22 protein-coding genes and 1 pseudogene are annotated in these 25,875 nt (G+C 61.4%); 7 read left to right on the forward strand and 16 right to left on the reverse strand.

What is annotated here, in order from left to right; genetic code table 11:
• Positions 1–59: 59 nt before the first annotated feature.
• The 7 genes from sufA to BKP54_RS03390 all read right to left on the reverse strand — a co-directional run bounded on the left by sufA (position 60) and on the right by BKP54_RS03390 (position 7,193).
• Entirely contained in the window at positions 60–452 is a 393-nt protein-coding gene (gene sufA / locus BKP54_RS03360) for a Fe-S cluster assembly scaffold SufA (RefSeq protein WP_025427116.1), read from the reverse strand.
• 98 nt (positions 453–550) lie between these two features.
• The gene (locus BKP54_RS03365) at positions 551–931 is read right to left on the reverse strand and encodes an SUF system Fe-S cluster assembly protein (RefSeq protein WP_025427117.1); all 381 of its coding nucleotides are present in this window, start codon (positions 929–931) and stop codon (positions 551–553) included.
• Positions 932–1,002: 71 nt separating this feature from the next.
• Positions 1,003–2,244, reverse strand: coding sequence for a cysteine desulfurase (locus BKP54_RS03370; protein WP_057208634.1), 1,242 nt, complete (start codon positions 2,242–2,244; stop codon positions 1,003–1,005).
• Positions 2,245–2,271: 27 nt separating this feature from the next.
• Complete coding sequence (sufD, locus tag BKP54_RS03375; RefSeq protein WP_025427119.1) at positions 2,272–3,549, reverse strand: Fe-S cluster assembly protein SufD; 1,278 nt, start codon at positions 3,547–3,549, stop codon at positions 2,272–2,274.
• 22 nt (positions 3,550–3,571) lie between these two features.
• The gene (gene sufC, locus BKP54_RS03380; protein ID WP_025427120.1) at positions 3,572–4,327 is read right to left on the reverse strand and encodes a Fe-S cluster assembly ATPase SufC; all 756 of its coding nucleotides are present in this window, start codon (positions 4,325–4,327) and stop codon (positions 3,572–3,574) included.
• Positions 4,328–4,404: 77 nt separating this feature from the next.
• Positions 4,405–5,874, reverse strand: coding sequence for a Fe-S cluster assembly protein SufB (gene sufB, locus BKP54_RS03385; RefSeq protein WP_025427121.1), 1,470 nt, complete (start codon positions 5,872–5,874; stop codon positions 4,405–4,407).
• A 152-nt stretch (positions 5,875–6,026) separates the two neighbouring features.
• The gene (locus tag BKP54_RS03390; protein WP_084814274.1) at positions 6,027–7,193 is read right to left on the reverse strand and encodes a cysteine desulfurase family protein; all 1,167 of its coding nucleotides are present in this window, start codon (positions 7,191–7,193) and stop codon (positions 6,027–6,029) included.
• Positions 7,194–7,417: 224 nt separating this feature from the next.
• Here BKP54_RS03390 and BKP54_RS03395 point away from each other — a divergent pair, with 224 nt between their 5' ends.
• Positions 7,418–8,095 (forward strand): alpha/beta hydrolase, encoded by a 678-nt coding sequence (locus BKP54_RS03395; RefSeq protein ID WP_025427123.1) that lies wholly within the window; start codon positions 7,418–7,420, stop codon positions 8,093–8,095.
• An 18-nt stretch (positions 8,096–8,113) separates the two neighbouring features.
• Here the strand turns inward: BKP54_RS03395 and BKP54_RS03400 are convergent, their stop codons facing one another.
• Positions 8,114–9,313, reverse strand: a complete 1,200-nt coding sequence (locus BKP54_RS03400; RefSeq protein WP_057208642.1) for a GGDEF domain-containing protein — start codon at positions 9,311–9,313, stop codon at positions 8,114–8,116.
• Between the two features lie 137 nt (positions 9,314–9,450).
• Positions 9,451–10,586, reverse strand: a pseudogene (locus BKP54_RS03405) (anhydro-N-acetylmuramic acid kinase).
• A gap of 124 nt (positions 10,587–10,710) precedes the next feature.
• On the opposite strand from BKP54_RS03405, the gene tyrS reads away from it, so the two are divergent.
• Complete coding sequence (gene tyrS / locus BKP54_RS03410) at positions 10,711–11,964, forward strand: tyrosine--tRNA ligase (protein WP_057208646.1); 1,254 nt, start codon at positions 10,711–10,713, stop codon at positions 11,962–11,964.
• A 50-nt stretch (positions 11,965–12,014) separates the two neighbouring features.
• Here the strand turns inward: tyrS and BKP54_RS03415 are convergent, their stop codons facing one another.
• Positions 12,015–15,410, reverse strand: a complete 3,396-nt coding sequence (locus BKP54_RS03415; protein WP_084814275.1) for a DUF3971 domain-containing protein — start codon at positions 15,408–15,410, stop codon at positions 12,015–12,017.
• A 320-nt stretch (positions 15,411–15,730) separates the two neighbouring features.
• On the opposite strand from BKP54_RS03415, the gene BKP54_RS03420 reads away from it, so the two are divergent.
• The 5 genes from BKP54_RS03420 (at position 15,731) to BKP54_RS03440 (ending at position 20,624) form a co-directional block, all read left to right on the forward strand.
• On the forward strand, positions 15,731–16,198 hold the full coding sequence (locus tag BKP54_RS03420) for a peroxiredoxin (protein ID WP_025427128.1): 468 nt from the start codon (positions 15,731–15,733) through the stop codon (positions 16,196–16,198).
• Between the two features lie 20 nt (positions 16,199–16,218).
• Complete coding sequence (locus BKP54_RS03425) at positions 16,219–17,088, forward strand: ferritin-like domain-containing protein (protein ID WP_057208648.1); 870 nt, start codon at positions 16,219–16,221, stop codon at positions 17,086–17,088.
• Positions 17,089–17,136: 48 nt separating this feature from the next.
• On the forward strand, positions 17,137–18,468 hold the full coding sequence (locus BKP54_RS03430) for a M23 family metallopeptidase (RefSeq protein ID WP_245317791.1): 1,332 nt from the start codon (positions 17,137–17,139) through the stop codon (positions 18,466–18,468).
• Positions 18,469–18,666: 198 nt separating this feature from the next.
• Positions 18,667–20,178, forward strand: a complete 1,512-nt coding sequence (locus BKP54_RS03435; RefSeq protein ID WP_025427131.1) for a DEAD/DEAH box helicase — start codon at positions 18,667–18,669, stop codon at positions 20,176–20,178.
• A gap of 8 nt (positions 20,179–20,186) precedes the next feature.
• Positions 20,187–20,624, forward strand: a complete 438-nt coding sequence (locus BKP54_RS03440) for an NUDIX domain-containing protein (RefSeq protein WP_025427132.1) — start codon at positions 20,187–20,189, stop codon at positions 20,622–20,624.
• A gap of 15 nt (positions 20,625–20,639) precedes the next feature.
• Here BKP54_RS03440 and BKP54_RS03445 read toward each other — a convergent pair whose 3' ends face one another.
• The 6 genes from BKP54_RS03445 to BKP54_RS03470 are packed head-to-tail and all read right to left on the reverse strand — an operon-like array spanning position 20,640 to position 25,829.
• Positions 20,640–20,957, reverse strand: coding sequence for a TfoX/Sxy family protein (locus BKP54_RS03445; protein ID WP_025427133.1), 318 nt, complete (start codon positions 20,955–20,957; stop codon positions 20,640–20,642).
• A 4-nt stretch (positions 20,958–20,961) separates the two neighbouring features.
• Positions 20,962–22,578 (reverse strand): NTP transferase domain-containing protein, encoded by a 1,617-nt coding sequence (locus BKP54_RS03450; RefSeq protein WP_057208650.1) that lies wholly within the window; start codon positions 22,576–22,578, stop codon positions 20,962–20,964.
• Positions 22,575–23,282 carry an XdhC family protein gene (locus BKP54_RS03455; RefSeq protein WP_057208654.1) on the reverse strand — a complete coding sequence of 236 codons (708 nt, stop codon included), beginning with the start codon at positions 23,280–23,282 and terminating at the stop codon, positions 22,575–22,577. Before BKP54_RS03455 ends, BKP54_RS03450 begins: the two co-directional genes overlap by 4 nt.
• A gap of 3 nt (positions 23,283–23,285) precedes the next feature.
• The gene (locus tag BKP54_RS03460; protein ID WP_057208657.1) at positions 23,286–23,618 is read right to left on the reverse strand and encodes an XdhC family protein; all 333 of its coding nucleotides are present in this window, start codon (positions 23,616–23,618) and stop codon (positions 23,286–23,288) included.
• Between the two features lies 1 nt (position 23,619).
• On the reverse strand, positions 23,620–24,897 hold the full coding sequence (locus BKP54_RS03465) for a VWA domain-containing protein (protein ID WP_057208659.1): 1,278 nt from the start codon (positions 24,895–24,897) through the stop codon (positions 23,620–23,622).
• 2 nt (positions 24,898–24,899) lie between these two features.
• On the reverse strand, positions 24,900–25,829 hold the full coding sequence (locus BKP54_RS03470) for a MoxR family ATPase (protein ID WP_057208662.1): 930 nt from the start codon (positions 25,827–25,829) through the stop codon (positions 24,900–24,902).
• Positions 25,830–25,875: the final 46 nt, after the last annotated feature.

Below are 25,875 nucleotides of genomic sequence, written 5' to 3' on the forward strand. Positions count from 1 at the left end.
GCAGAAAAAAGGCCCGGCGAAAACCCGGGCCTGCCATCTCTCGAAACACAAGGAGCGTATCAGTTCGCGCGCACCACGGCGTCGCCGCGCTCCGCAAGCGCTGCCAGATCGGCCGGCTTCAGCTCGACCGATTCGCCGCATCCGCAAGCTGACGTCTGGTTGGGGTTGTGGAAGGTGAAGCCGGAGCGAAGCGTCGTCACCTCGAAATCCATCTGGGTGCCGAGCAGGTAAAGCACCGCCTCCGGCGCAACCCAGACTTTGGCACCAGCGTGCTCGATCAGATCGTCCTTTGGATTGGGCTCGGTGACGAGATCCACGGCATACTCCATGCCGGCACAGCCGCCCTTCTTGATGCCGACGCGGATGCCCAGGGCATCGCCACCTGCATTTTCAACGATCGACTTGACGCGCCCGGCGGCTGCATCGGTCAAGCTCATCACGGCAAAGCCCATCGGCCTTTTCTCCTTGTCGTCACCGGGGTAAAGGCCCGGCGCCTTCCAGAATCAAATGTAGTGTCCGCAGCTTAACGGATCAATATGGCGCCTTGCGGTCAGTACCAACCGATGGCCACCTGTGCCTCTTCCGACATGCGGTCAGGCGTCCACGGCGGATCGAAGGTCATAGAGACCTCGACTCCCGACACGCCTTCGACGGCGCCCACCGCATTTTCGACCCAGCCGGGCATCTCGCCGGCGACGGGGCAGCCCGGCGCGGTCAACGTCATGTCGATCTTGACCATGCGGTCATCTTCGATGTCGATCTTGTAGATCAGGCCGAGCTCGAAGATGTCGGCGGGGATTTCCGGGTCGTAGACGGTCTTCAGCGCGCTGATGATATCGTCGCTCAGACGTGCCAGTTCTTCGGACGGGATTTCCGAATGCACGATGCCCTCGCGCACGTCGATCTTGTCTTCCGTTGCATCCAGGCTCATGTCGGCCTCCTAGACTTTCTCTTTCAGTTCAGATGCTTGAGTTGAAACTCTGAACCATTTTCCAAACCCGATCAGGCGAAGAACTTGCGCGCGTACTCAAGCGCGTCAGCCAATGCGTCCACTTCAGCCCGCGTATTGTAGAGGCCGAAGGATGCGCGGCATGTGGAGGTGACGCCGAAGCGTTTCAAGAGCGGCTGCGCACAATGGGTGCCCGCGCGAACTGCGACGCCGGCGCGGTCGATCACCGTCGAGATGTCATGGGCGTGAACGCCTGCGATCTCGAAGGAAAAGATGCTGCCCTTATCAGGCGCATTGCCGAACACTTTCAGCGAGTTGATCCTCGACAGGCGCTCGCGCGCATAGGCGGTCAGGTCGGCTTCGTGCCTGGTGATCGCCGCCCGGCCGATCTTTTCCATGTAGTCGAGCGCGTAGCCAAGCCCGATCGCCTGGACGATCGGCGGCGTTCCGGCTTCGAAACGATGCGGCGGATCGTTGTAGGTGACGCGGTCTTCGGTCACTTCCTCGATCATTTCACCGCCACCCATGAACGGGCGCATTTCCTTCAGGCGGTCCATCTTGCCGTAAAGCACGCCGATCCCCGAGGGACCGTAGAGCTTGTGGCCGGTCATCACGTACCAGTCGCAGTCGATGTCCTGCACGTCGACAGGCATGTGGACTGCGCCCTGGCTGCCGTCGACCAGCACCGGAATGCCGCGCTCGCGGGCAATCCGGCAGATCTCCTTGACCGGTACAACGGTGCCCAGAGCATTCGACATGTGGGTAATGGCGATGAGCTTGGTGCGCTCCGTCAGGCACTTGACGAAATCTTCGATGTGGAACACGCCATCGTCGTCGATCGGCGCCCAGACCAGCTTGGCGCCCTGGCGTTCGCGGATGAAATGCCAAGGCACGATGTTAGAGTGGTGCTCCATGATCGACAGCACGATCTCGTCGCCCTCGCTAAGCTTCGGCATACCGTAGCCATAGGCGACTGTATTGATCGCCTCGGTGGAGGATTTTGTGAAGATGATGTTGTCGGCCGATGGCGCGTTCAGGAAGCGGCGCACTTTCTCGCGCGACGCTTCATAGGCCTCGGTGGCGGCATTCGAGAGGAAATGCAGGCCCCGATGCACGTTGGCGTATTCGTTGGCGTAGGCATGGCTCACCGCGTCGATGACTGACTGCGGCTTCTGCGCCGATGCGCCGTTGTCGAGATAGACAAGCGGTTTGCCATAGACAGTCCGGGACAGGATCGGAAAATCCTTGCGGATCGCTTCGACGTCATAGGCTGGCACCGGCACAGTGTGTTCCATGTCTTTCAATCCAATCAGTCGCGCCTGTCAGGCATGCTTCACGAGCCAGGCCGAGATTACGCCTTCCAGCGCCTCGACCAGCGGCTCGTCGTCGAGTTCCTCGACGATTTCGGCGACGAAGGCGTTGACGAGCATCGCCCGCGCCTTGTTTTCCGGAATACCGCGCGCAAGCAGATAGAAGAGCTGCGTGTGGTCGATGTCAGTAACCGTCGCGCCGTGACCGCACTGCACGTCGTCCGCAAAGATCTCCAACTCGGGCTTGGACGAAAGGTCGGCATCGTCCGAAAGAAGCAGCGTGTTGCACGCCATCCGCGCGTCAGTCTTCTGCGCGTCCTTGGCAACCAGGATCTTGCCCTGGAAGACGCCTTTGGCGCGATCGAAGACCACGTTGCGGATGATTTCCGTCGATGTGGTGTGCGGCACGTTATGGCCAAGCGTGAAGGTGACGTCCGTGTGGCTTTCGCCGCCGAGCAGGTTGATGCCGCGTAGCTTGAAATCAGCGCCTTCGCCGCTCGTCTTGCCGTGGATCTCCTGTCGCACCAGCTTGCCGCCGGCATTGATGACGAAAAGATACAGCTTGGCGTCCTTGGCGAGATCGAAGCGCATCTGCCCGAGATGGGTGTCTGCGGCTCCCTGCTGCTGCAGGATGATCCAGATGATGTCGGCACCCTCGCCAACCGCAACGTCGCTGACCGTTGAGACCAGGCTCTCGCCGGCATCGGTTGACAGGTGACGTTCGATCACAGTCGCCTTGGTGTTCGCACCGAAGGAAACCGGGAAGCGCGTGTGCGACTGGCCGATGCTCTGCACCAACTGAATTTCAAGCGGGTCTTCCAGCTCGGTTCCGTCTGCGATCGCAAGCTCGATACCACCGCGCACGAGGCCGCCGTTGATGCGGCCGATTGCGTCGTCCGAGCCGAGCACCGCAAGGCCGGCAGCAGCCGACCCGTCGAGCAGGCTGTCGGTGTAGGAGCGCATCGTCACGCCCTCGGGCGCATTGCCCTTGAGGTCGGCATGGCCGTTGCGCACCGCAAGTACTGTCGAGCCGGCGACAAGCGCCTCGACGCGATCAGCAAAAGCCGTCGGGTCGGCGGCAGGTACCGCACGCAGCAGCGTGCGAAGATCGGTATAGTGCCAGGACTCGACGCGGCGCGTCGGCAGGCCTGATGTCCGCAGTTCGTGCACCAAGGTGTCACGAACCGACAGCACCGAGCCGTCGCCGGGTAGATCGCCGATCTGCGCGGTATAGGCATCGACGAGCGCCGTTTCGGCTGCCGTCATCTTGATTGCCTGTTGCATATTCATTCGAACACTCCTTCAACAGGCCCTAGGCTGCAGCCTCGATGATATCAGCGTAGCCGTTGGCTTCGAGTTCGTGTGCAAGCGCCTTGTCGCCCGACTTGATGACCTGGCCCTTGTAGAGCACGTGCACCGTGTCCGGAACGATGTAGTCGAGCAGGCGCTGGTAGTGGGTGATGACGATGACGGCGCGGTCGGGCGAACGCAGTGCGTTGACGCCGTCGGCGACGATCTTCAGCGCATCGATGTCGAGGCCGGAGTCGGTTTCATCAAGCACGCACAGCTTCGGCTCGAGCAACGCCATCTGCAGGATCTCGGCGCGCTTCTTCTCACCGCCGGAGAAGCCGACGTTGAGCGGGCGACGCAGCATTTCCGGAGCGATCTTGAGCTCGGCAGCGGCTTCCTTGACACGGCGCATGAATTCCGGTGTCGTCAGCTCGTCTTCGCCGCGATACTTGCGCTGCTCGTTCATCGCCACCTTCAGGAACTGCATGGTGGCAACACCCGGGATTTCGACCGGGTACTGGAAGGCAAGGAAGATGCCCTTGGCGGCGCGCTCGGAAGCCTCCAGCTCAAGGATGTTCTCGCCGTTGTAAAGGATCTCGCCTTCGGTCACTTCGTAGTCTTCGCGGCCCGACAGGATGTAGGACAGCGTCGACTTGCCGGAGCCGTTCGGCCCCATGATGGCGGCGACTTCGCCGGCCTTCACCGTCAGGTTCAGGCCACGGATGATTTCAGTGCCGTCTTCGGCGATGCGGGCGTGCAGGTTCTTGATTTCAAGCATTATATCGTCCTCTTGGGAAACGAACGTCTGTTTGCGCGCAAAGCGGATGCGCGCCATTCAATAATCAGTTCAAGGCCTCAGCCGACCGAGCCTTCGAGCGAGATGCCGATCAGCTTCTGCGCTTCGACGGCAAACTCCATCGGCAGTTCCTGGATCACTTCCTTGACGAAGCCGTTGACGATCAGCGCGATCGCCGCTTCAGTCGGGATGCCGCGCTGCAGGCAGTAGAACAACTGGTCCTCGGAGATCTTCGAGGTCGTCGCTTCGTGCTCGAACTGTGCCGTCGAGTTCTTTGCCTCGATGTAGGGCACGGTGTGCGCGCCGCATTTGTCGCCGATCAAAAGCGAATCGCACTGGGTGAAGTTGCGGGCGTTCTCGGCCTTGCGGTGGGCCGAAACCTGGCCGCGATAGGTGTTTTCCGAAACGCCGGCAGCGATGCCCTTGGAGACGATGCGGCTCGACGTGTTCTTGCCGAGGTGGATCATCTTGGTGCCACTGTCGATCTGCTGATGGCCGTTCGATACGGCGATCGAATAGAACTCGCCGCGCGAACCGTCGCCGCGCAGGATGCAGGATGGATACTTCCAGGTGATCGCTGAGCCGGTTTCCACCTGGGTCCAGGAGATCTTGGAGTTCTTGCCGCGGCAATCGCCACGCTTGGTGACGAAGTTGTAGATACCGCCCTTGCCGTGCTTGTCGCCAGGGTACCAGTTCTGGACCGTCGAATACTTGATCTCGGCTTCATCGAGGGCCACGAGTTCGACGACAGCTGCGTGCAGCTGGTTTTCGTCGCGCTGCGGCGCCGTGCAGCCTTCGAGGTAGGAAACGTAGGCGCTTTCTTCGGCGATGATCAGCGTGCGCTCGAACTGGCCGGTGTTCTTCTCGTTGATGCGGAAGTAGGTCGACAGCTCCATCGGGCAGCGAACGCCCTTCGGCACGTAGACGAACGAACCATCGGTGAAGACGGCGGAGTTGAGCGTCGCATAGTAGTTGTCGGTCGGCGGAACGACAGTTCCGAGATACTTCTTGATCAGATCGGGATGCTCGCGGATCGCCTCGGAGATCGACATGAAGATCACGCCGGCCTTCTTCAGCTCTTCCTTGAAGGTCGTCACCACCGAAACGCTGTCAAAGACGGCGTCGACGGCGATCTTGGACTTCTGCACGCCGGCGAGGATTTCCTGTTCCTTCAGCGGGATGCCGAGCTTTTCGTAAACCTTCAGAATTTCCGGGTCGACTTCGTCGAGCGACTTCGGACCCGTCGTGCCCTTCGGCGCGGCGTAGTAATAGATGTCGTTGAAGTCGATTTTCGGATAGTTGACGCGCGCCCAAGTCGGCTCGTCCATCGTCAGCCAACGGCGATAGGCCTCAAGACGCCATTCCAGCATCCATTCCGGCTCGCTCTTCTTGGCAGAGATGAAACGGATGATATCTTCGGAAAGGCCCTTCGGCGCCTTTTCGACTTCGATGGTGGTTTCAAACCCGTATTTGTACTGGTCCACGTCGATCTGACGGACCTGATCAATGGTCTCCTGCACGGCAGGCATGTCGTTCTCCAATCTTGCCGGATCCAAGGTCCGGTAGCTTGTCAACACGATGCGAACTTGGCGCACCGCTTATGTAATGGCTAAAAGGCGCTTTTCACCCCGTTTGCCAAGCGGAAAATTGCTTTTCCGCAATTTCGTTCAACCGCGCGTTCTCACGCGGCCTGACCTGTCGTTCGGCGCCTTGCGGCGACCTTGGCGAACACCGCCGCGCAACGCTCGATCTCGGCCTCCGTGGTGGCCGGGCCGATCGAGATGCGCAGTGCCCCCTGACGGGGGTCGTAACCCATTGCAGTCAGCACGTGGCTCTGACCGACCTTGCCGGATGAGCAGGCGGAACCCGCCGAAAGTGCGACACCCTCGAGGTCGAAGGCGATCTGTCCGGTTTCCGCTTTCATGCCAGGAAGCGTGAAGAAGATGGTGTTGCCAACGCGCGAAACGTCGCGGCCATGGATCACCACATCCGGCGCCGAGGTCTGCATATCCTGTTCCAGCCGATCGCGAAGCGCTGCGACCGATGCCATGCGATCATCGAGGTTGTCGGCAGCCTTGCGCGCCGCTGCAGCAAAGCCTGCGATCGCAACCGCGTTCTCGGTACCTGAGCGATGGCCCTTTTCCTGGCCGCCGCCCCGGATCAACGGTGCCGGCATCATGATCTCACCCCGGGCGACAAGCGCGCCAGCGCCCTTGGGGCCGCCGATCTTGTGCGAGGAGATGATGAGAAAATCCGCACCCAGTTCTTCGATAGATAGCGGCAGCCGACCGGCCGCCTGTACGGCGTCGACGAGGAGAATACCGCCATGGGTGCGAACGATCGCGGCAATCTCGGAGATCGGCTGAATGATGCCGGTTTCGTTGTTGACCAGCATCACCGCGACCATCGGCAGGCCGCTTTCGCGGTCGTGGGTGTCGAGAAGCGCACGCAGGGCCTCGAGATCGACGACACCGGCGGTCGTCACCGGGATTTCCGAAACGTTCTCGCGCGCAAACCGCCCGCCTTCGCGCAATGCAGGATGCTCGATCGCCGAGGCATAGAGTCGGCCAATCTTCAGCGGCGTGCGGCCCATGCGGAAATCGGGCGTCAGCACCATGTTGGCCGCTTCGGTCGCGCCGCTGGTGAAGATCACGCTTGCCGCCTTGGCGCCGCAAAGCGCGCCCACGCCGCGGCGGGCATTTTCGATCAGCGTGCGGATCGTCCGGCCCTCGCCATGGACGGAGGAAGGATTGCCGACCAGATCGAGCGCAGACAGGCACGCGTCGCGCGCTTCGGCAAGAAGCGGCGCCGTGGCGTTCCAGTCCATATAGATGCGCGAGGTCGACATAATTTCCTTCGCTAGAACAATAGGCTCACCGCCGACAACCACCGACGATGCATTTTCCTTGAATTTTCCGCACCGCTTGCCTTATGAGACGAAGCACACGGCGGAATGCCCGCACAGAAGTTTTGAACGGTTCTAAACTAGGTTTTAGAAAAGCTGAGTGCTTTCGTCAAGACTCATCGCGATCCGAAACCAAGATTCGAACCAGGAACACCCCCGGAGAGCCAATGCCCGAAATTATCTTCAACGGACCTGCCGGCCGCCTCGAAGGCCGCTATCAGCCTTCGAAGCAGAAGAGCGCCCCGATCGCCATCATCCTGCACCCGCACCCACAGTTCGGCGGCACGATGAACAACCAGATCGTCTACCAGCTTTTCTACATGTTCCAGAAGCGCGGCTTTACGACGCTGCGTTTCAACTTCCGGGGCATCGGCCGTAGCCAGGGCGAGTTCGACCATGGCGCCGGCGAGCTTTCGGATGCCGCATCTGCGCTCGACTGGGTGCAGAGCCTGCATCCCGATTCGAAGAGCTGTTGGGTTGCCGGTTATTCCTTCGGCGCCTGGATCGGCATGCAGCTCCTGATGCGCCGTCCGGAAATCGAAGGCTTCATGGCCGTCGCCCCGCAGCCGAACACCTATGACTTCTCGTTCCTGGCGCCCTGCCCGTCCTCCGGCCTCATCATCAATGGTGATTCGGACAAGGTGGCACCCGAGAAGGACGTGAACGGACTTGTCGAAAAGCTGAAGGCGCAGAAGGGTATTCTCATCACCCACAAGACCGTGCCGGGAGCCAACCACTTCTTCAACGGCCAGGTCGAAGGCCTGATGGCGGAATGCGAGGATTATCTCGACCGCCGCCTCAACGGCGAACTGACGCCGGAGCCGGCTGCCAAGCGCATCCGCTGATACCGATGCGGGCGGCTCTTAAGGCCGCCCGATCCATTGTGGGGGCAATGGGTTGACCACATTTTGTAGCGCCTCGGCGCATTCCACACGATTGCGCCCGTTTTCTTTTGCCGCATAGAGAGCCTTGTCGGCCCGCTGCATCGCCTGTTCGAGCGGTTCACCCTTGGCAATCGCCGCAACGCCGAAGCTTGACGTCACTCTCGCCTGCTCCGCAAGACCGTCGATCTTTTGCGACATCATCGCAGCGCGCATTCCGTGCGCCACCACCCGCGCCTCCTCCAGATCTGTGGAGGGCAGGAAAACCACAAACTCCTCGCCGCCAAGACGACCGGCAACTGCGCGGTTGGGCATGACATCTTTCAGGACGCGCGCAAACTGGCGGATCACCTCGTCACCTGTGTGGTGTCCGTAGCTGTCATTCACCAGTTTGAAACGGTCGAGGTCGGCCAGAATCAAGGTGCCCGGCTGACGGCCCTCGCGCAGCTGGAGCATAGGGATGACGCGTTCGGTGAAGCCACGCCTGTTATAGAGCCCGGACAAGAGGTCTATTTCCGAGCGTGCGCGGGCATCATCGACGATCTCCTTGACCATGACGCCGAGCATCGCAAGACCGGTGCTGACGATCAGCACGGCGCCAAGCGCCTGGGAAATCAGCGCGAACGGGCTCGATACATAATCCTGCGCGGTTGCCCCGGAACCGGCCGCGACGGCCGCGTAGATTTTCAGGAGATAGTAGCCAGAGGTCAGTACCAGCAGCGAGAGCAGGATCCAGTCCGCCGCCGAGCGCCGTTTGGAGCGGATGACGACGGAGGCCGACCACGCCTGGATGACAAAGAATGGCAACTGGTAGGGGGCGGCATGCTGCAGCGTTCCCCTAGGAAGATCATAGATCGCGAGGTCGAGCGTCACCGAGGCCAGGAAGAAGGCGACAAGCACCTGCCAGTTGGCTGGCACGCGATAGAACAGACCAAGGCCGAAGCGCAGCAGACAGAAACCGGCAAGCACGCTCGCAAATGCACCGATGGCAAAAAAACGGGGAAAGGATGTGAAGGGCACGACGGTTTCGAATACCGCCGCGAGCGAGGCAACGGCAAAGCCGCCGGCGCAAAAGAGCGCGGCCCTTCTGGACCGGCTCTTGGCGGCAATGACAAGAAATGCTGCAGTGAATATCTGGGCGATAACGAAGTTCACAGCCAGCAGAGAAATCGCACCACCCATCGACGAACCCGAATTGTCTGTTGCCACGGCAGGGCCGCTTTGTGCCACCTCATGTGGCAGCACCGGACGATACTATCGGTGGCAGGCGAAAATTTGATTAATCGGGCAAAGGGAATCGCGGCAGGCGGTACCTGCCGTCAGCCTGCGGTGCGGGATGCGAATTTGCCGCCGGTGACCGGTTGGCGCACCCCGGTTGTGCCGGGATAGGTGAGCGGCAACCCCCGCTGCGCACGCACCGCGAGATAGGCCCAGGCCTCTGCCTCCATCGAATCACCGTTGAAGCCGACCGCTTCGGCCGCAAGCACGTTTGCACCATGGGCTGTCGCCTCCGATGCCAGATCCCGCATGATCACCGGATTGAGCCGGCCGCCGCCGCACACGATGTAGGTTCGGGGCGCTGCTGGCAGATGACTGGCCGATTTGATGATCGCAGCCGCCGTCACATAGGCGAGCGTTCGCGCTCCGTCTTCGAGATTGGCGTCCTTTCCCTTTGGCGGTGCGAAATCGTTGCGATCGAGCGAACGGCGCCTGTCCGAGGAGAAGAAGGGATTGAGCAGATAGCGTTCGGCAAGATCCGGCAGCACGCTGCCTTCGCTGGCAATCATGCCGCCCTGGTCAAAGGGAATGCCGGCATGTGCCTCCACCCATTGATCGATCAGCGTGTTGCCGGGCCCGCTGTCGTAGGCAACCAGTCCGACGTCGCGCCGATGAATGTCAGATTGGAGATGCCGCCGATGTTGACGAAAACGACCGGCTGAACCAGTTCGCCATTCGCTGCGGCGTTCCGGGCGAGTGCTGCATGATAGGCCGGAATGAGCGGTGCGCCCTGGCCACCATGCTCCATGTCGTTGGCGCGCATGTCATAGACGACATCGATGCCCGTTTCGCGGGCAAGCAGCGCCCCGTCGCCGATCTGGACGGTCAGGGCATCGTCTGGCCGGTGAAGCACGGTCTGGCCGTGAAACCCGATAACATCAACACTTTCGCGCAAGATGTTGTTCTGCCGGAGAAATGCCTGAACCGCTTCGACATGCCTGAGCGTCAGTTCCCGCTCGAGATCGGCCAAAATTCCTGGCCGTTCCTCGCGGCTGGCGATCGACTTTGCGTCTTCGAGACCCTGTTTCAGCCGGTCGCGGAAGCGTGCCTCATAGGCGTATCCCGCCGAAGGTCCCTGCTCGACGATCGCATCGCCGTCGGTGCGCAGCAGCGCCACGTCGATCCCGTCCATGCTTGTCCCGCTCATCAAGCCGATCGCGGTCATGATCTTGCCCATGCATTCCTCCAAGGCGTTGCCCATCTACATAGCAAAAACATCGGCCAAGCAAAGACGTGCACTTTTGCCCAAACAGTGCTAAACGCCGCGCGCAGACGTTCTACCCAGCCGAAAGAGACAGGTCATGTCCGAGTTCAAGTCCGATTTCCTCCACACCCTCAGCGAGCGCGGTTTCATTCATCAGATTTCCGACGAATCTGGTTTGGACGAACTGCTGCGCAAGGAAACCGTGACTGCCTATATCGGCTACGATCCGACCGCTTCGAGCCTGCATGTTGGCCACCTGACACAGATCATGTTGCTGCACTGGTTCCAGGCAACCGGCCATCAGCCGATTTCGCTGATGGGCGGCGGTACAGGCATGGTTGGCGACCCTTCCTTTAAGGAAGAGGCGCGCAAGCTGATGACCGTTGAGATAATTGAGGACAATATTGCCTCTCTCAAGCATGTCTTCGCCAACTACCTCGACTACGACAAGTCCGAGACCCCGGCACTGATGATCAACAATGCTGAGTGGTTGCGCGGGCTTAACTACCTTGAATTCCTGCGTGACGTTGGCCGCCATTTCTCGGTCAACCGCATGCTGTCGTTCGACAGCGTCAAGACCCGGCTTGATCGCGAGCAGTCGCTGTCGTTTCTCGAGTTCAACTACATGATCCTGCAGGCCTACGACTTCGTCGAACTGCACAAGCGCACCGGCTGCCGATTGCAGATGGGCGGCTCGGATCAGTGGGGCAACATCATCAATGGTATCGACCTGGGCCACCGCATGGGAACGACCCAGCTTTACGCCCTCACCTCGCCGCTTCTGACGACGTCGTCCGGTGCGAAGATGGGCAAGTCGGTCAATGGCGCTGTTTGGCTCAACAAGGACCTGCTGCCGATCTATGACTTCTGGCAGTATTGGCGCAATACCGAGGATGCCGATGTCATCCGCTTCATGAAATTGTTCACCACTCTTCCCATGGCCGAAATAAATCGTCTCGCTGCCTTAGGCGGATCGGAGATCAACGATGCCAAGAAGATTCTGGCAACGGAAGTGACCGCAATCTTGCACGGACGGCAGGCAGCGGAGGAAGCTGCTGAGACCGCCCGCAAGACCTTCGAGGAAGGGGCAGTCTCCGAAAACCTGCCGTCGGTCGACGTGCCTGCGTCGGAACTCGAAGCCGGCATCGGCCTGCTGACGCTTGTCGTACGTGCGGGGCTTGCCTCGTCCAACGGCGAAGCCCGCCGTCACGTTCAGGGCGGCGCCGTGCGCATCAATGACGAGGCCGTCAGCGATGAGCGCCGCCTGATCGGCAGTGGCGATGTGACCTCGGATGGCATCGTCAAGCTGTCGCTCGGCAAGAAGAAGCATATCCTCGTTCGCCCCGCATAAGCCGGTGCACTCCTAGAGAATCTCGAAGGCCGGCCATTGTGCCGGCCTTATTATTGAAACTCGAAGATGCTGCGGAAGACGCCGGGCGCGATGATCGAAAGCGGGTTGATCGTCAGCTTCGGCTGGTTGAATGGGCCATTGAGTTTGAAGGTGATACCGAGCAGGCCACGGTCGCGGCCATTGCCGAGCAAGACGCCGATCAACGGCAGTTCGCCAAAAATTCGGTTCAAACCGTAGGCGGGCATGAAGGTACCCGTCATATCCATGATGCCGTTGCCGTCACGCACTGTTCCCTGGAAAGTCGCGCCGACATCGGTTCCCCTGAGGACGCCGCCATCGACCCGAATGGCGCTGCGGTCGAGGGCAAGCTGGGCAAAACCGCGCTCGAATCGCGCCGTGCTGACATCGATGTCGCGCTTTACCGCCTGGTTGAGGCTCCGTCCGTCCTGTCCAGCCGGCGTCGACACCATCGACTGCAGCCGTTGCTCGCCGACCAGCTGGAACTTGCGGATGTCGATCGAGCCGCGCCATGACCGGCCGCCACGATCACGCAACTTCATGTTCAACAGACCACCGCGCATGTTGCTATAGATGTCGGCGAACCGAGCAAGCGAGCCGGCGTCGCCGGTGGTCAGTTCAAGAATGTTGTCGGCACCGGATTTGGCGAGCCGCGCCACTACTGCCTGGCCGCTTCCGGTGACTGCCGACAGATTGATGTCTTCGATCTGTTGGCCACGCTCCGAATAGACCAGGTTCACATTCGAAAGCACTTCGCCGTTGAAGCCGGCGACGCGACCGAGCTGACCCTGGATGGTGATGTCGTCACCGGCGCCACCGTCGCCGTTCGAGCCGCTCTTCATCTGGGCAAGGATCGGACGAATGTCTGCCGCGGCACCGCTCAGCGTCACGACATGGATGCCTTTGCGGCGATCGATGGCAACGTTGAAATCGTCGCCCTGCGCCAGACGGACATTGCTGAGCTTTGCATTAACGATGCCGGCGCCATCGACCTGCAGATTACCGCGTGCGCCGAAACCGTCACCGGCGATTGCAAAGTCCTTGATGGTTGTAACGCTGTCGTTGATGTCGGATGTGAAGCGCACCTCGGCTGGTATGCCTGCACCTTTGTTCCAGCCGATCCAGGGAAGCGAGAGCCTGGCCTTGGTCAGATCGACGGTAACGTGCTGAACATCAGCCTCGTCGATCACCAGATCGACGTCCATCGGCCCGAAGATGATCTTCGACAGGCCGGGGGTCAGCTTCTCCCGGGCTGCCGCATCGAGTGTGCCGCTGATTTCGCGTTTGCGTTTGACCTTCGATTTGCTGTCGACCGGTTCGGTGAGCGCGATCTTGACCTTTGCGCCTTCAACAACCGCATCGGCATCGAGAACCGCTTGCTCGTTGTCGACCCGGAACGTGCCGGAAAGATTGGAGACGCCGCGTCCGGCGATCGGGCGCGTGACGGTGACGTCCTCAAGCTGCATCTCCACTTGCCAGAGCGGCGGTGGCGGGTGCTGGTCGGTGACAAGGCCAAACCGCGCTCCGACCTGTGCGGTTAGCGGGCCGGTAAAGTCGCCTGGGACAAACGGTGTCTTTTGCAGCGCCTGAATCGGCTTGTAGGTGACGAGCTCGGCGATCGCGTCTGCCTCGCCGCCAACTTCGATCTTCATTTCCGCGATCAACGGCTTGGTGTAGACATCGGGAATGATGAAATCGCCGCCATTGAGCGCGACGGACCGGCCGGAGGGAAAAAAGGCCGCCCCCTGCTTTACGCCCACTTCCATGCGCTGGCCGCTCAGCTTGAACGTGCCCGATGTGTCGCGCAACGGCGGTATCTCACCAGCAATGTTGATCCGCGTTTCGTCGATGTTGAACGTGATGTTCAGTTCTTTCTCGTCGAGCTTCAGCTCGCCTTCGTTCTGGGCGATCCGCCCCTCTGCCACCGAAACCTCGATGCGCGCATCAGTGACCGTGCCGCCGAAGAGATTGCGGATCGCCCAGCGGCGCGCGCCCTTGGCGATCCACCAGGGCCAAAGCTGCTTGACGGCCGTCGGTTGCATCTGGTCGCTGACGGCGGCAAAGCTGACCTGCGGCGAAGTCTTGCCGAAGGCGACCGAAAGCGAACCGAACATCGAGCCGAGCGGGCTGGAAACGGCGAGCTGATCGAAGATCAGGCGGTGGCGCGCATCCGAGGTGAAGCGGCCGCTTGCCTTCGCATCGAAGATCAAGGGACGTTCGGTAATGTCCTCCGGCGCGGAACTTGCATTCCTGAACAAAAGATCGATGGCAAAACCCTGATCGGTTGCGCCTGCTGTTCTGTCGAGGTCTTTCACTGCACCGGTAAACGGGAAGATCGAGCGACCGATATTGACCGTCGACGGCAGCACCTCGACGGCAGCCCGCTCAAAGTCATAGGCGATATCCATCTGGGAGGGATTGATCGTCGAAACCAGCCCACCGGCGTGGAATGCACCTTCCGACGTCCTGACGGCCACGCGAAGGTCGGGCTTGGCGCCTTCGGCGGCGCGTGTCGCCGTGAGGGTCAGCCCCGCGGTCGCATCGATGCCGAAGGCGGCCTCCTTGCCGAAGGGGCCGTGATAGAAGAAGGGCTTCAGCGGAATGTTCGAGATTGCCGCTTCGAAGCCGGACATATGACCCTTTGCACCAAGAGCGTTGGCGCTGAGATCGACATCGACTCCATCGACGGTCACGCTGCCTTTGACGTGCATGGAGCCATCGGCATCACGATTGAACTCCAGCTCCTTGGCATCGACCGGCACGACACGGTTACGTGCACCGGCGACTGTGAAAGAAAAGTTGGAAAGCAACACCGTCTGGTCGCCACGCCCTGCCGCCATCTTCGACATGCGGTCGACATGGGCAAAAAGCTGCTCCAGTGCGTCGCCGACATCGGCGATCTTGATCTTCGTCAGATCGACCGGCTCGCCGCGTGGCAGGAGGCCGGTGTCGAAGTCGCCACCTTCGGCTTCAAGACGTGAAACCGAAATCCTGCCCGTCAACAGCGCCAGAGGGTCGAGGGCAATGGATATCGAACTCAACTTTGCGACAGGTTGGCCGGACGTGGCTTCGCTCAGCGCCACTTCCCGCGCCTTGAGCGCCAGCGCGCCGTTCGAGGTCATGCGAACGACGGTGCTACCGACCTCAGCGCGATAGGCGCCGCCGAGTGCCGCGTTCAGCGCCGTGCGGGCGCGCGCGTTCAGTGTGCTGTCGATCGCCCCGCTCTCGACGACGGCGATGAGGCTGGCCGCAGTGATGAAGGCGAGCAGTAAGCCGCAAAGGGCAATCTTGCTGAGAAAGCGCAAGAGCCCGCGTTTGTGCGGGGCATGCACGATGACGGGTTCGTGTGCCTGCGCCGAGGGCAACGCATGCAACGCGACGATGTCTTTCTTGCGAAAGCCGACTTTTTCGCCGCGGATCTCACTCATCGGCGCGGACGCCCTCCAGTTCATACGGGAAAGCCCGCCTCTCCCGTCGACGCATCATGCGGCAGCGGGTCGACGGATCATTGCCGTCACGTAGACCACATCTGGCCGGACGGTGTCATCACGTCTGGCCGACCATGCTGTGGAAAGCATTCACACATCCGTGGGTTTCGTGTGCGCGAATGCCGGGCAAAGGGTCCTATCGACGCAACCCGTCCGGAACCTGTCAAATCTAGCACAAATCCGCTGGACTGCGGTCGCCGATTCTCGATATGCCCTAGCCGGCGATTGTTCACAAAACTTGGCGCAAGGAAGGTTTATTCATGGCAAGCCTCACCCCCGGAGATCTCGCTCCCGACTTCACGCTTCCCCGTGACGGCGGCGGCACGATTTCGCTTTCTGCCTTGCGCGGGCGTCCGGTCGTCTTGTTCTTCTACCCCAAGGACGACACGAAAAGTTGCACCTTGGAAGCGATTTCCTTCACCGAACTCGCCTCCGAGTTTGCCGCTGCAGGCGTTGAGTTGATCGGGCTCTCGCCCGATTCGGTGAAACGTCACGATCGCTTTGCGAAGAAATATGATCTGGCAGTCACGCTTGCTGCCGACGAGGAAAGATCCGTCGTCAACGCCTATGGTCTATGGGTGGAAAAGAGCCTCTACGGGCGCAAATATATGGGCGTCGAACGCACCACCTTCCTGATTGCCGCCGACGGCCGGATTGCGCGCGTTTGGGAGAAGGTCAAGGTCAATGGCCACGCCAATGAAGTGCTCGAGGCCGCCAAGGCGCTCTAAGTCAAAACGACGAGGCCGCAATGAAGACGCTTCCCAACTTTCACAGTCTACGCGGCGCTGCCGTTGAGGCGATCAGTGCTGCCGACCTGACCGTCAAGACGGAACTGGCCCAGGAAGCGGCACGGCGCTGGCAGCGCCGTGCGCTGTCGCTGCGTTCGCCGCTGGATCGCCCCGTTCCTCTGCGTCCGGGTCGGCCGGAAAGGCCTGTTCTGACGCCACCCACGCAGGTGAAGAAGCGCTCGCTCGGCTCGCTCAAGGGCCGGATCGCGCTCTTGCATTCGATCGCCCATATCGAACTCAACGCCGTCGATCTCGCGCTCGATATCGTCGCCCGCTTTGCGTCCGAATCGGTGCCGAATTCGTTTTTCGACGGCTGGATGAAGGTTGCATTCGAGGAGGCCAAGCATTTCCGCATGGTTCGGCAGCGCCTGAACGACCTTGGCGCCGACTATGGCGACCTGCCCGCGCATGACGGGCTCTGGCAGGCGGCGCACGACACCCGCAACGATCTGACCGCCAGGCTGGCCGTCGTCCCGCTTATCCTCGAGGCGCGCGGGCTCGACGTGACGCCGGCGCTGCAGGCGCGCATGCGCGAGACCGGAGACTTCGAGACTGCCGCGGTACTCGACGTCATCTACGAAGACGAGAAAGGCCATGTGGCCGTCGGTGCCAAATGGTTTCGTTTCCTGTGCGCGCGGGAGCGGAAAGATCCGGCAGCGACTTTCCAGCAGCTCGTTCGCGCCAATTTTCGAGGTCCCCTCAAGGCGCCATTCAACGATATCGCCCGCGCCGAAGCCGGGTTGACGCCATCGTTCTATCGCTCGATGACGGCTTCCACAACCTCTCGTAGCGCGAGCACTCAACCAAATATTAACCCTAACGAAGTGTAATGCCCGTCAAGCAATGCGAGACAATTCGCACATGGCGGGAGCGGTGGAGTGTCTGAACGTTCGGCAAATCGCACCTTCGGAAATCGCGCGCAGAATCACGTCCTGATCCTGGCGAGCGGCGACAAGGTTCGTCACATGACCGTGCGTCCTTGGATGGCGGCCCTTGCCGTTTCTGCAGCCGGTGTGTTCAGCATCGGTTACCTCGCCGCCACATCCTACCTTGTTCTTCGCGACGACCTCATCGGTGGCACGATCGCCCGCCAAGCGCGCATGCAGCACGAATACGAAGATCGAATCACCGCGTTGCGAGCGCAGGTCGATCGCGTTACGAGCCGGCAGTTACTCGATCAACAGGTGGTCGAAGAGAAAGTCGAAAAGCTGCTTCAGCAGCAGCAGGCGCTTTCTTCTCGAAACGGCAAACTCGGCGCGCTGATCGAACGGGCTGAAAATTCTGGTCTGTCGACCGATTTCACCCAACCTGCACCGGTCGAACCCCTCGCCTACGAAGAACGTGCCGATGCCACGGGCGGTGTGCAGGCAATCGAAAAACTGATGGGGCTGAGCGGCACACAGGGTGCCGCGCCCGCCCGAGTTGCGGCCCTCGCCTATGCCCGGCCTGCCACGGTTGAAAGCACCTCCGATCGCGCCGATCGGCTTTTTTCGAAAGTGACGCTCTCGCTGAAGGATGTTGAGCGCGACCAGATGTTGCGGCTTGAGCAACTGACCGACGGAGCCGCCAAAACGTCCGAGGCGATCCGCAAGATCGTCGGTCGCACAGGTGTTGCCCTACCAGAAAATGACGTCGCCGAATTGCCGCCCTCAGATGAAACCACCGGTTCCATAGATAGCGCGATCGGCGGACCTTTCGTAGAGCCCGTCAATAACGATGGCTTCGGTCGATCGCTTGCCGCGCTTGACTCGGCGCTTGTCGAGCTCGAGCGGACGCGCGCACAGGTCCGGGAGTTGCCATTCGGCAACCCGTCGCCCGCAAGTGATATCACCAGCGACTTCGGCAACAGGCTCGATCCCTTTCTCGGGCGGTTGGCGCTGCATGCGGGCATAGACTTTCGCGCCACCGTCGGCACCCGCATCCGCGCGACGGCTCCGGGCACCGTGACGACTGCCGGGCTGACGGGTGGCTATGGAAACATGGTCGAGATCGATCATGGCAATGGCGTTTCCAGTCGCTATGCCCATCTCTCGACGGTGCTCGTCAAGGTCGGCGACCGGATCAAGGCCGGTGATGTCGTTGCCAAGTCCGGCAACACCGGTCGTTCGACAGGCCCGCACCTGCACTATGAGGTCAGGCTGAACGGTCAGGCAGTCGACCCCATGCGGTTTCTCAACGCCAGCAGCAAGCTCGCGAGCTACATGAAATGAGCATCATGCCGACCCGCTCGGCCCGTGCTACTTGACAAGAAACGCAACAGATTCGTTGCCATCAACCTTTTCCAGCTTCAACGTGCTGGATTTCTTGACTTTCGACGGCATTCGGCTTAAGAGCCCGGCCACGCGGTGGTGTGTTTTCCACCGATCGAGCAGTGTTCTTCCCGAACCGGAACGGAAACAGATTTCCCTTTGACCAATTTTGCTGACCTTGGCCTTAGCCAAAAAGTTCTCTCCGCAGTTACCGATGCGGGCTACACAATCCCGACCCCGATCCAGGCTGGTGCCATTCCCCCGGCACTGCAGCGCCGTGATATCCTCGGCATCGCGCAGACGGGAACAGGCAAGACGGCATCCTTCGTGTTGCCGATGCTGACCCTGCTCGAAAAGGGTCGTGCACGTGCGCGCATGCCGCGCACGCTGATTCTGGAGCCGACGCGCGAACTGGCGGCCCAGGTTGCAGAGAACTTCGACAAGTACGGCAAGAACCACAAGCTCAACATCGCACTTCTGATCGGCGGCGTCTCGTTCGACGAACAGGACCGCAAGCTGGAGCGCGGCGCCGATGTGCTGATCTGCACGCCCGGCCGCCTGCTCGACCATTTCGAGCGTGGCAAGCTTTTGATGAGCGGCGTCGAAATCCTGGTCATCGACGAAGCTGACCGCATGCTCGACATGGGCTTCATTCCTGATATCGAGCGCATCGCCAAGATGATCCCGTTCACGCGCCAGACGCTGTTCTTCTCGGCAACCATGCCGCCGGAGATCCAGAAGCTTGCCGACCGCTTCCTGCAGAACCCGGAACGGGTCGAAGTTGCCCGTCCGGCATCGACGGCACAGACGGTGACGCAGCGCTTCGTCGCGACGCACGCGAAGGATTACGAGAAGCGCGCCGTGCTGCGCGATCTGATCCGCGCCCAGGACGAGCTGAAGAACGCCATCATCTTTTGCAATCGCAAGAAGGATGTCGCCGACCTCTTCCGGTCGCTCGAGCGTCATGGCTTCTCGGTTGGTGCTCTGCATGGCGACATGGACCAGCGCTCGCGCATGGCCATGCTTGCCGGCTTCAAGGACAACAACATCACATTGCTGGTCGCATCCGATGTTGCTGCCCGCGGCCTCGACATCCCCGATGTCAGCCATGTCTTCAATTTCGACGTGCCGATCCATGCGGAAGACTATGTTCACCGCATCGGCCGTACCGGCCGTGCTGGCCGCTCCGGCGCGTCCTTCACGCTGGTGACCAAGCGCGACACGAAGTTCTCCGACGCCATCGAGAAGCTGATCGGCCAGAAGGTCGAGTGGCTGAACGGTGATCTGTCGAACCTTCCCGAGCCGATGGAAAGCCACGACACCGGTCGCCGTGAACGCGGTCGTGACGGTCGCAGGGACCGTAATAAAAAAGATGGGGACCGGGCGCCACGTGGCCGTTCCGATCACAAAACCGATACGGTTCGTGCCGATAGTGAGGCCGAAATTGAAGCAGTCGTGGAAAGGGTAGAATCGGTGAAACCGGCACGCAACGCAGAGACGAAGCAGAGCAACGGCCACCGTCCGGAACGTCCGGTCCGCGCGGCAAACCCTGCCAATGACGACAACCGCGATCGCCGCAGCCGCCACCGTCGCGATCACGACGACGGCCCGACACCTGTCGGTTTCGGCGACGAAATCCCCGCATTCATGCTGATCGCCGGCAAGGCCTGATCCTATCAATGGGTCGGCCAGGCATCGACTTTCCGGGCTTCGGTTGCGGACTAGCGATCATGCGCGATGGCAAGCTGTTGTTGTGCAAGCGTTTGAAGGCGCCCGAGGCCGGCCACTGGAATATCGTGGGCGGCAAGGTCGATCACATGGAGCGCAGCGAGCTTGCTGCGCGCCGTGAGGCGGAAGAGGAAAGCGGCCTGTCTATCCGCTCGACCCGCTTTCTCTGCCTCAGCGAACAACTGATCGAAGCAGATCGTCAGCACTGGATCTCGATGATCTACGTGACCGACGACTTTTCGGGCGAACCGCAACTGACCGAACCGGACAAGCTTTCCGACATCGGCTGGTACGATCTCGATGCCCTGCCCCAGCCGCTTTCGCGGTTTGCCGCCGACGCCGTCCGTGCCATTCGCGTGCAGACGAAGGCGCTGGTTGACGCCAATTAAACTCCGTCGTCGATTCTATTTTTTGGCCCGCAGCGACGCCTCATAGGCAAGCCTGACCCACCGCGCCATTTCGTCCGGATCGTCGTACGCTTCTTCCGGGATGCTCCAATAGGGCATCTTCACCGTTTTCCCCTTGCCGTCATAGGCCCATTGTCTGGATCCGGCCGCTTCGAAGGTCGGGCCTGTCCTGTCGTCGCCCTTCAGCAATATTTCGCCATCGACTTCAAGCGCGAAGATGATGCCTTCGAAATAGACGCCCTTGCCGCCGAACATGCGTTTGATGGTCACGGCCCCAAGCGTTTCGAACATCTCTTCGATTGCCGCATTGTCCATGCTGTCACTCCTCCAATATGCCGCCGGCAGCGATGATCTGCTCCGGTGTGTCGAGGTCGAGACGCGCAGCTGCTCCAAGCTCGACGTCGACCACCGGCAGGCCACATCTCTCGACGATATGCCTTGCGCCGACATCGCCAACCAGCTGGCTGATGGCAGCAAATGTCTGGCGCGGCAGGATAACCGGGTTGCCGCGCTGGCCATCGGCCGTTGCTCGAATCACTGCCCGCCCGCCTTCAGCGGTAAATGTATCGACGAGCCGGCGCAGATCGCCTGCCGTTATCCCGGGCATGTCGGCGAGCATCACCAGCATGCCGCCCGCTCCTTGATCGAGTGCCGAAAGCCCTGATGTCAGCGACGATGCCATACCGGACATGTAATCGGGATTGGAAACGAGCGTCACCGGCAAATCGCCGAGTGCAGCGCGGATTTCGGCCTCCCGATGGCCGGTGACAACGATCACCCGGCCGATATCGGCTGCAAGCGCGCTGACGACGGTGCGACGGATGAGGGGCACGCCACCGAAGGTCGCGAGCAGCTTGTGGCCGCCCTCCGGCCCCATGCGGCTTGCACGACCCGCTGCCAGCACGACGGTTTCCACCGGGCCCAGAGCTTTGGAGGCAACGGGCTCTCGCGGCTGCGGGCGGGTGGGTATCTCCTTCAGCAGGCCGCCGACGCCGAGCCCGGTAATGTCATGCGGGCTTGGCCATTCGCCGGCGAGGATGCGATCGAGCACCCAATCGAAGCCGTTTTCACGCGGGCTCCGCGCACAGCCGGGCGCTCCGACCACCGGCACCGTGCCGACGCGGCCGAGCACGATGAGATTGCCGGGATCAACGGGCATGCCGACATGATCGACAGTGCCGCCCGCAAGGCGGATGGCGGCCGGAATGACATCATCCGAATCGGCAACCGCCGACGCGCCGAAGACGACGATGAGGTCGTGGTCTGCCTTCAAATCGCCGATGGCTGCAGCCACGGCGTCTTCCGTATGGGCGACGCGCCGCTCGGTCGTTAGCCGGCTTGCGGATTGCCGCAGGCGCGCAGCCAGCACGGCATGGGTCTTGTCCATGACCTGGCGCTTCAGCGATGGCAACTCGGTTGCTATTAGTGCCGCGTCGCGCGGGGCGAAGGGTTTGACCTCGAAGGTTGTGTGTTGGCGTAGCAGCGTTTCCGCCTTCGCCACGAGCGAGCCTGCCACCGCAAGCGGGATGATCTTGATCGTCGCCACCATGTCGCCGGGCTGCACCGGCACATGATCTGCAAGACAGGCGAGCGTGATGGCCGGGTCGATGCGGTTCAACCGGTCGACGGTGTCGCGGGTGGCGACGAACAGTCCGTGTACGCGGGAATAGATGTTTACGCGGCCGGTTGCCGCTGCCGAGAACCGCAGATGGTCGGGCGCGATCGCCGCAGCGATCCGGGCCGCCGCTTCATCCTCCAGCAGATCGCCCCGATCCGGCTGGGCGACGATAACTTCGTCGGTGCCCGCCTGAACCAATGCAGCAATATCGGCTGAGGTCAGGACGTGCCCCTTCGGCAATCGAAGATCGCCAATCTTGACCGCGTGCGCAAGCACGGTGCCTTCGGCCGCTGAAACACTGAGGCTCCCAAATCTCATCGATGCTCCTCGCTGCCGGGCATGATATCCCGGCGCCTGAGCGCTTCGATGATTTCGGCAAGGATAGCAAGGGCGATCTCCGCTGGGCTCGCCGCGCCGATGTCGAGGCCGATTGGCGCCCTGATCCGCGCGATCGCATCGTCGGTTAGCCCCAGGCGACGCAGGCGTTCGACGCGGCCTGCATGGGTCTTTCTGCTGCCAAGCGCACCGACATAGAAACAGCCGGCATCAAGGGCCGCCCGGATCGGTTCGTCATCGATCTTCGGATCATGCGTGAGGGCGACCATGGCCGTGAACCGATCAAGCGGCCGGACGTTGAGAACATCTTCGGGCCACTCCGCTATCAGCTCTACGCCAGCAAAGCGCTCGGCCGTCGCAAAGGCCGTGCGTGGATCGATGATAGTAAGGTCGAAGCCTGCGATGGGCGCCATGCGCGCGAGCGCCTGGGAGATATGGACGGCGCCGACAACCAGGATGCGCGGTGGCGGCAGGTAGACATTGAGGAAAAAGGACCGCTCACCTACGACGATCATTCCGGGCTTGCCGGAGCGAAGTGCTGCCGCCATCGCCTCGGTCCATTCGGCCGGACAGCGCTCGCCTGCGACGCAGAGCACGCTTTGGCCGGTCTCGAGATCGCTGAAGACAACAGCCGCTTGCCGCCGCGTCCGGGCTGCATTCAATGCCTGAAGGGTTGTGAGGTCCATGGCTCAGCCGTCAACCCGCTCGACAAGCACCCGGATCCGGCCGCCACAGGAAAGACCGACACGCCATGCCGTCTCGTCGGCTACGCCGAATTCCAGGATCCTCGGATTTCCCGTCTCAATGATATCAGCGGCTTCGCTGATGACAGCACCTTCGACGCATCCGCCGGAAACGGAACCTTCGAAATTGCCGGCACCGTCAATCACCAGATGACTGCCGACCGGCCGCGGCGCAGACCCCCAGGTTTCGATCACCGTTGCAATCGCTACTTGGCGGCCCTCGCCAGCCCAGACTTCGGCGACGGCGAGCGGATCGAGGACGTCAGCTGATACCTGCATTTTACTTGCCTCCCAGCAAGGCGCGATGCTCGCTCATGAACCGTCGAGGGTCGGCCTCTCCGGACCTTTGACCCGACAGCGATCTGACCAGCTCGCCCACGGACTCAAGATTGTGCACGGCACGGAATTCGTCAACATGCGGCAGCATCGCCTTGACGCCGCGCGCCCGCGCCTCGAAGCCGTCGAACCGCAACAGCGGATTAAGCCAGATCAACCGACGGCAGGATCGATGCAGGCGATCGATCTCCTGCTCAAGCTCAGTTGTATCGTCCCGCTCGAGCCCGTCAGTAATCAAGAGCACGATGGCGCCCTGCCCCAGGACGCGCCGCGACCAGCGTCGGTTGAACTCATGCAGGGTTTCGCCGATGCGCGTGCCACCCGACCAGTCCTTGACCGCGGAGATGCATTCGTCGAGCGCGACATCCGGGTCGCGGTTTCGCATCGGTCGCGAAACATTGGTCAGCCGCGTGCCGAAGAGGAAGGTGTGAACGCGCTGGCGCTTTTCGCTCAGGGCATGGAGAAAGTGTAGGAAGATGCGGGTGTATTGGCTCATCGAGCCGGAAATATCGGCAAGCACGACCAGCGGCGGATGAACGAGACGCCGTTCGCGAAAGCGCGGCAAGATCAGTTCGCCGCCGAAGCGCATCGCATCGCGCATCGTCGCGCGCGGGTCGATCCGGATTTGCCGCGCCGAAGCGCGGTACCGACGCGTACGAACCCGATCGAGCGGCAGCACCAAAGACGATAGCGCCCGCCTTGCTTCGGTAATCTCGGCAGCCGTCATCTGGGCGAAATCGGCTTTGCGGAACAGCTCCCGCCCCGAAACCGTATAGCGCGCATCGACCTCGATCTCGGGTTCGTCACGTGGCGGCCGGGTGTCATCGTGGCCGGACATCAGTGCGTCGCTGACGCGCGTCTCGCCGGCCTGTCGGCGCTGGCGCTCGCTCTCGCGTTGCGGCGCGAGCGGAGACATCATCGCAATCATTTTCTCGACGAGGCCGCGCGAGCGCCAGAACAGGCGAAACGCCTCGTCGAACACGGGCTGGTCCTCGTGGCGCTTGACGAAGATGCACTGAAGGGCGGCGTAGAATTCCTCGCGGGCGCCGATGCCGATCAGGGTCACCGCGTCGATGGCGTCGGCCACCGCCCCGGGTCCGATCTTTATCCCGGCGCGTCGCAGGGCGCGGGCAAAGTACACGATGTTGTCGGCGAGCTTTCCGTCACCGGGCGGGATCGGCGGGAGAATGGCACCGTCAGGCGAATGTTCTCCCGGCTCCATCGTCAACCGGCCGCCAGCAATTCGGCCTTGACCTCGGCGAGCAGCTTGCGCCCCTCGGCTCCGTCGATCCTGGCGATGTCGTCCTGGTATTTGAGCAAGGTGCCGAGCGTATCGGCGATCGTTTCGGGGTCGAGCGCGAGCCGGTCGAGCTCGGTCAGGGCCGTTGCCCAGTCAATCGTCTCGGCGACACCCGGGTTCTTGAAGAGAGCGATGGTGCGAAGCCGCTGCACATAGGCGATGATTTCGCGCGACAGGGCGGCGTTGCAGCCCGGAACCTTGCGGCGGATGATTTCGAGTTCCTGTGTTGCCTTCGGATAGTCGACCCAATGATAGAGGCAGCGCCGCTTCAAGGCGTCGTGGATCTCGCGCGTGCGATTGGTGGTGATGATGACGATAGGCGGCTCAATGGCACGGATGGTGCCGAGTTCAGGAATGGTGACCTGGAAATCCGAGAGGACTTCGAGCAGGAACGCTTCGAAGGCTTCATCCGTGCGATCGAGTTCGTCGATCAGGAACACCGGCGCCCGCCCGTTCTCAGCGGAAATCGCCTGAAGTACCGGGCGTCGAATGAGAAATCGTTCGGAGAAGATGTCGCTTTCGACCCTGCGTCGGTCGACCGCTCCGGCCGCTTCCGACAACCGGATCTCCAGCATCTGCGCAGGGTAGTTCCACTCATAGACGGCGGAGGCGACGTCGAGCCCCTCGTAGCACTGCAGGCGGATCAAAGGCCGATCGAGGGCACGAGCCAGCACCTTGGCAATCTCGGTCTTGCCGACACCGGCCTCGCCCTCGAGAAAGAGCGGGCGTTTCATCCGCAACGCGAGAAACAGCACGGTCGCAAGCGCCGTGCCGGCGAGATAATCCTGTGCCTCCAGCATCGCCATCGTTTCATCGATGGATTGGGGCAATACGCCTGTCGCCGGTGCCGTCATGCATCCTCCGCCACGGCCAGTTTCAGTTGTAAGCTATTTCGGTTGA

The sequence above is a fragment of the Ensifer sp. 1H6 genome, assembly GCF_001976035.1.
Lineage (GTDB): Bacteria > Pseudomonadota > Alphaproteobacteria > Rhizobiales > Rhizobiaceae > Ensifer > Ensifer canadensis.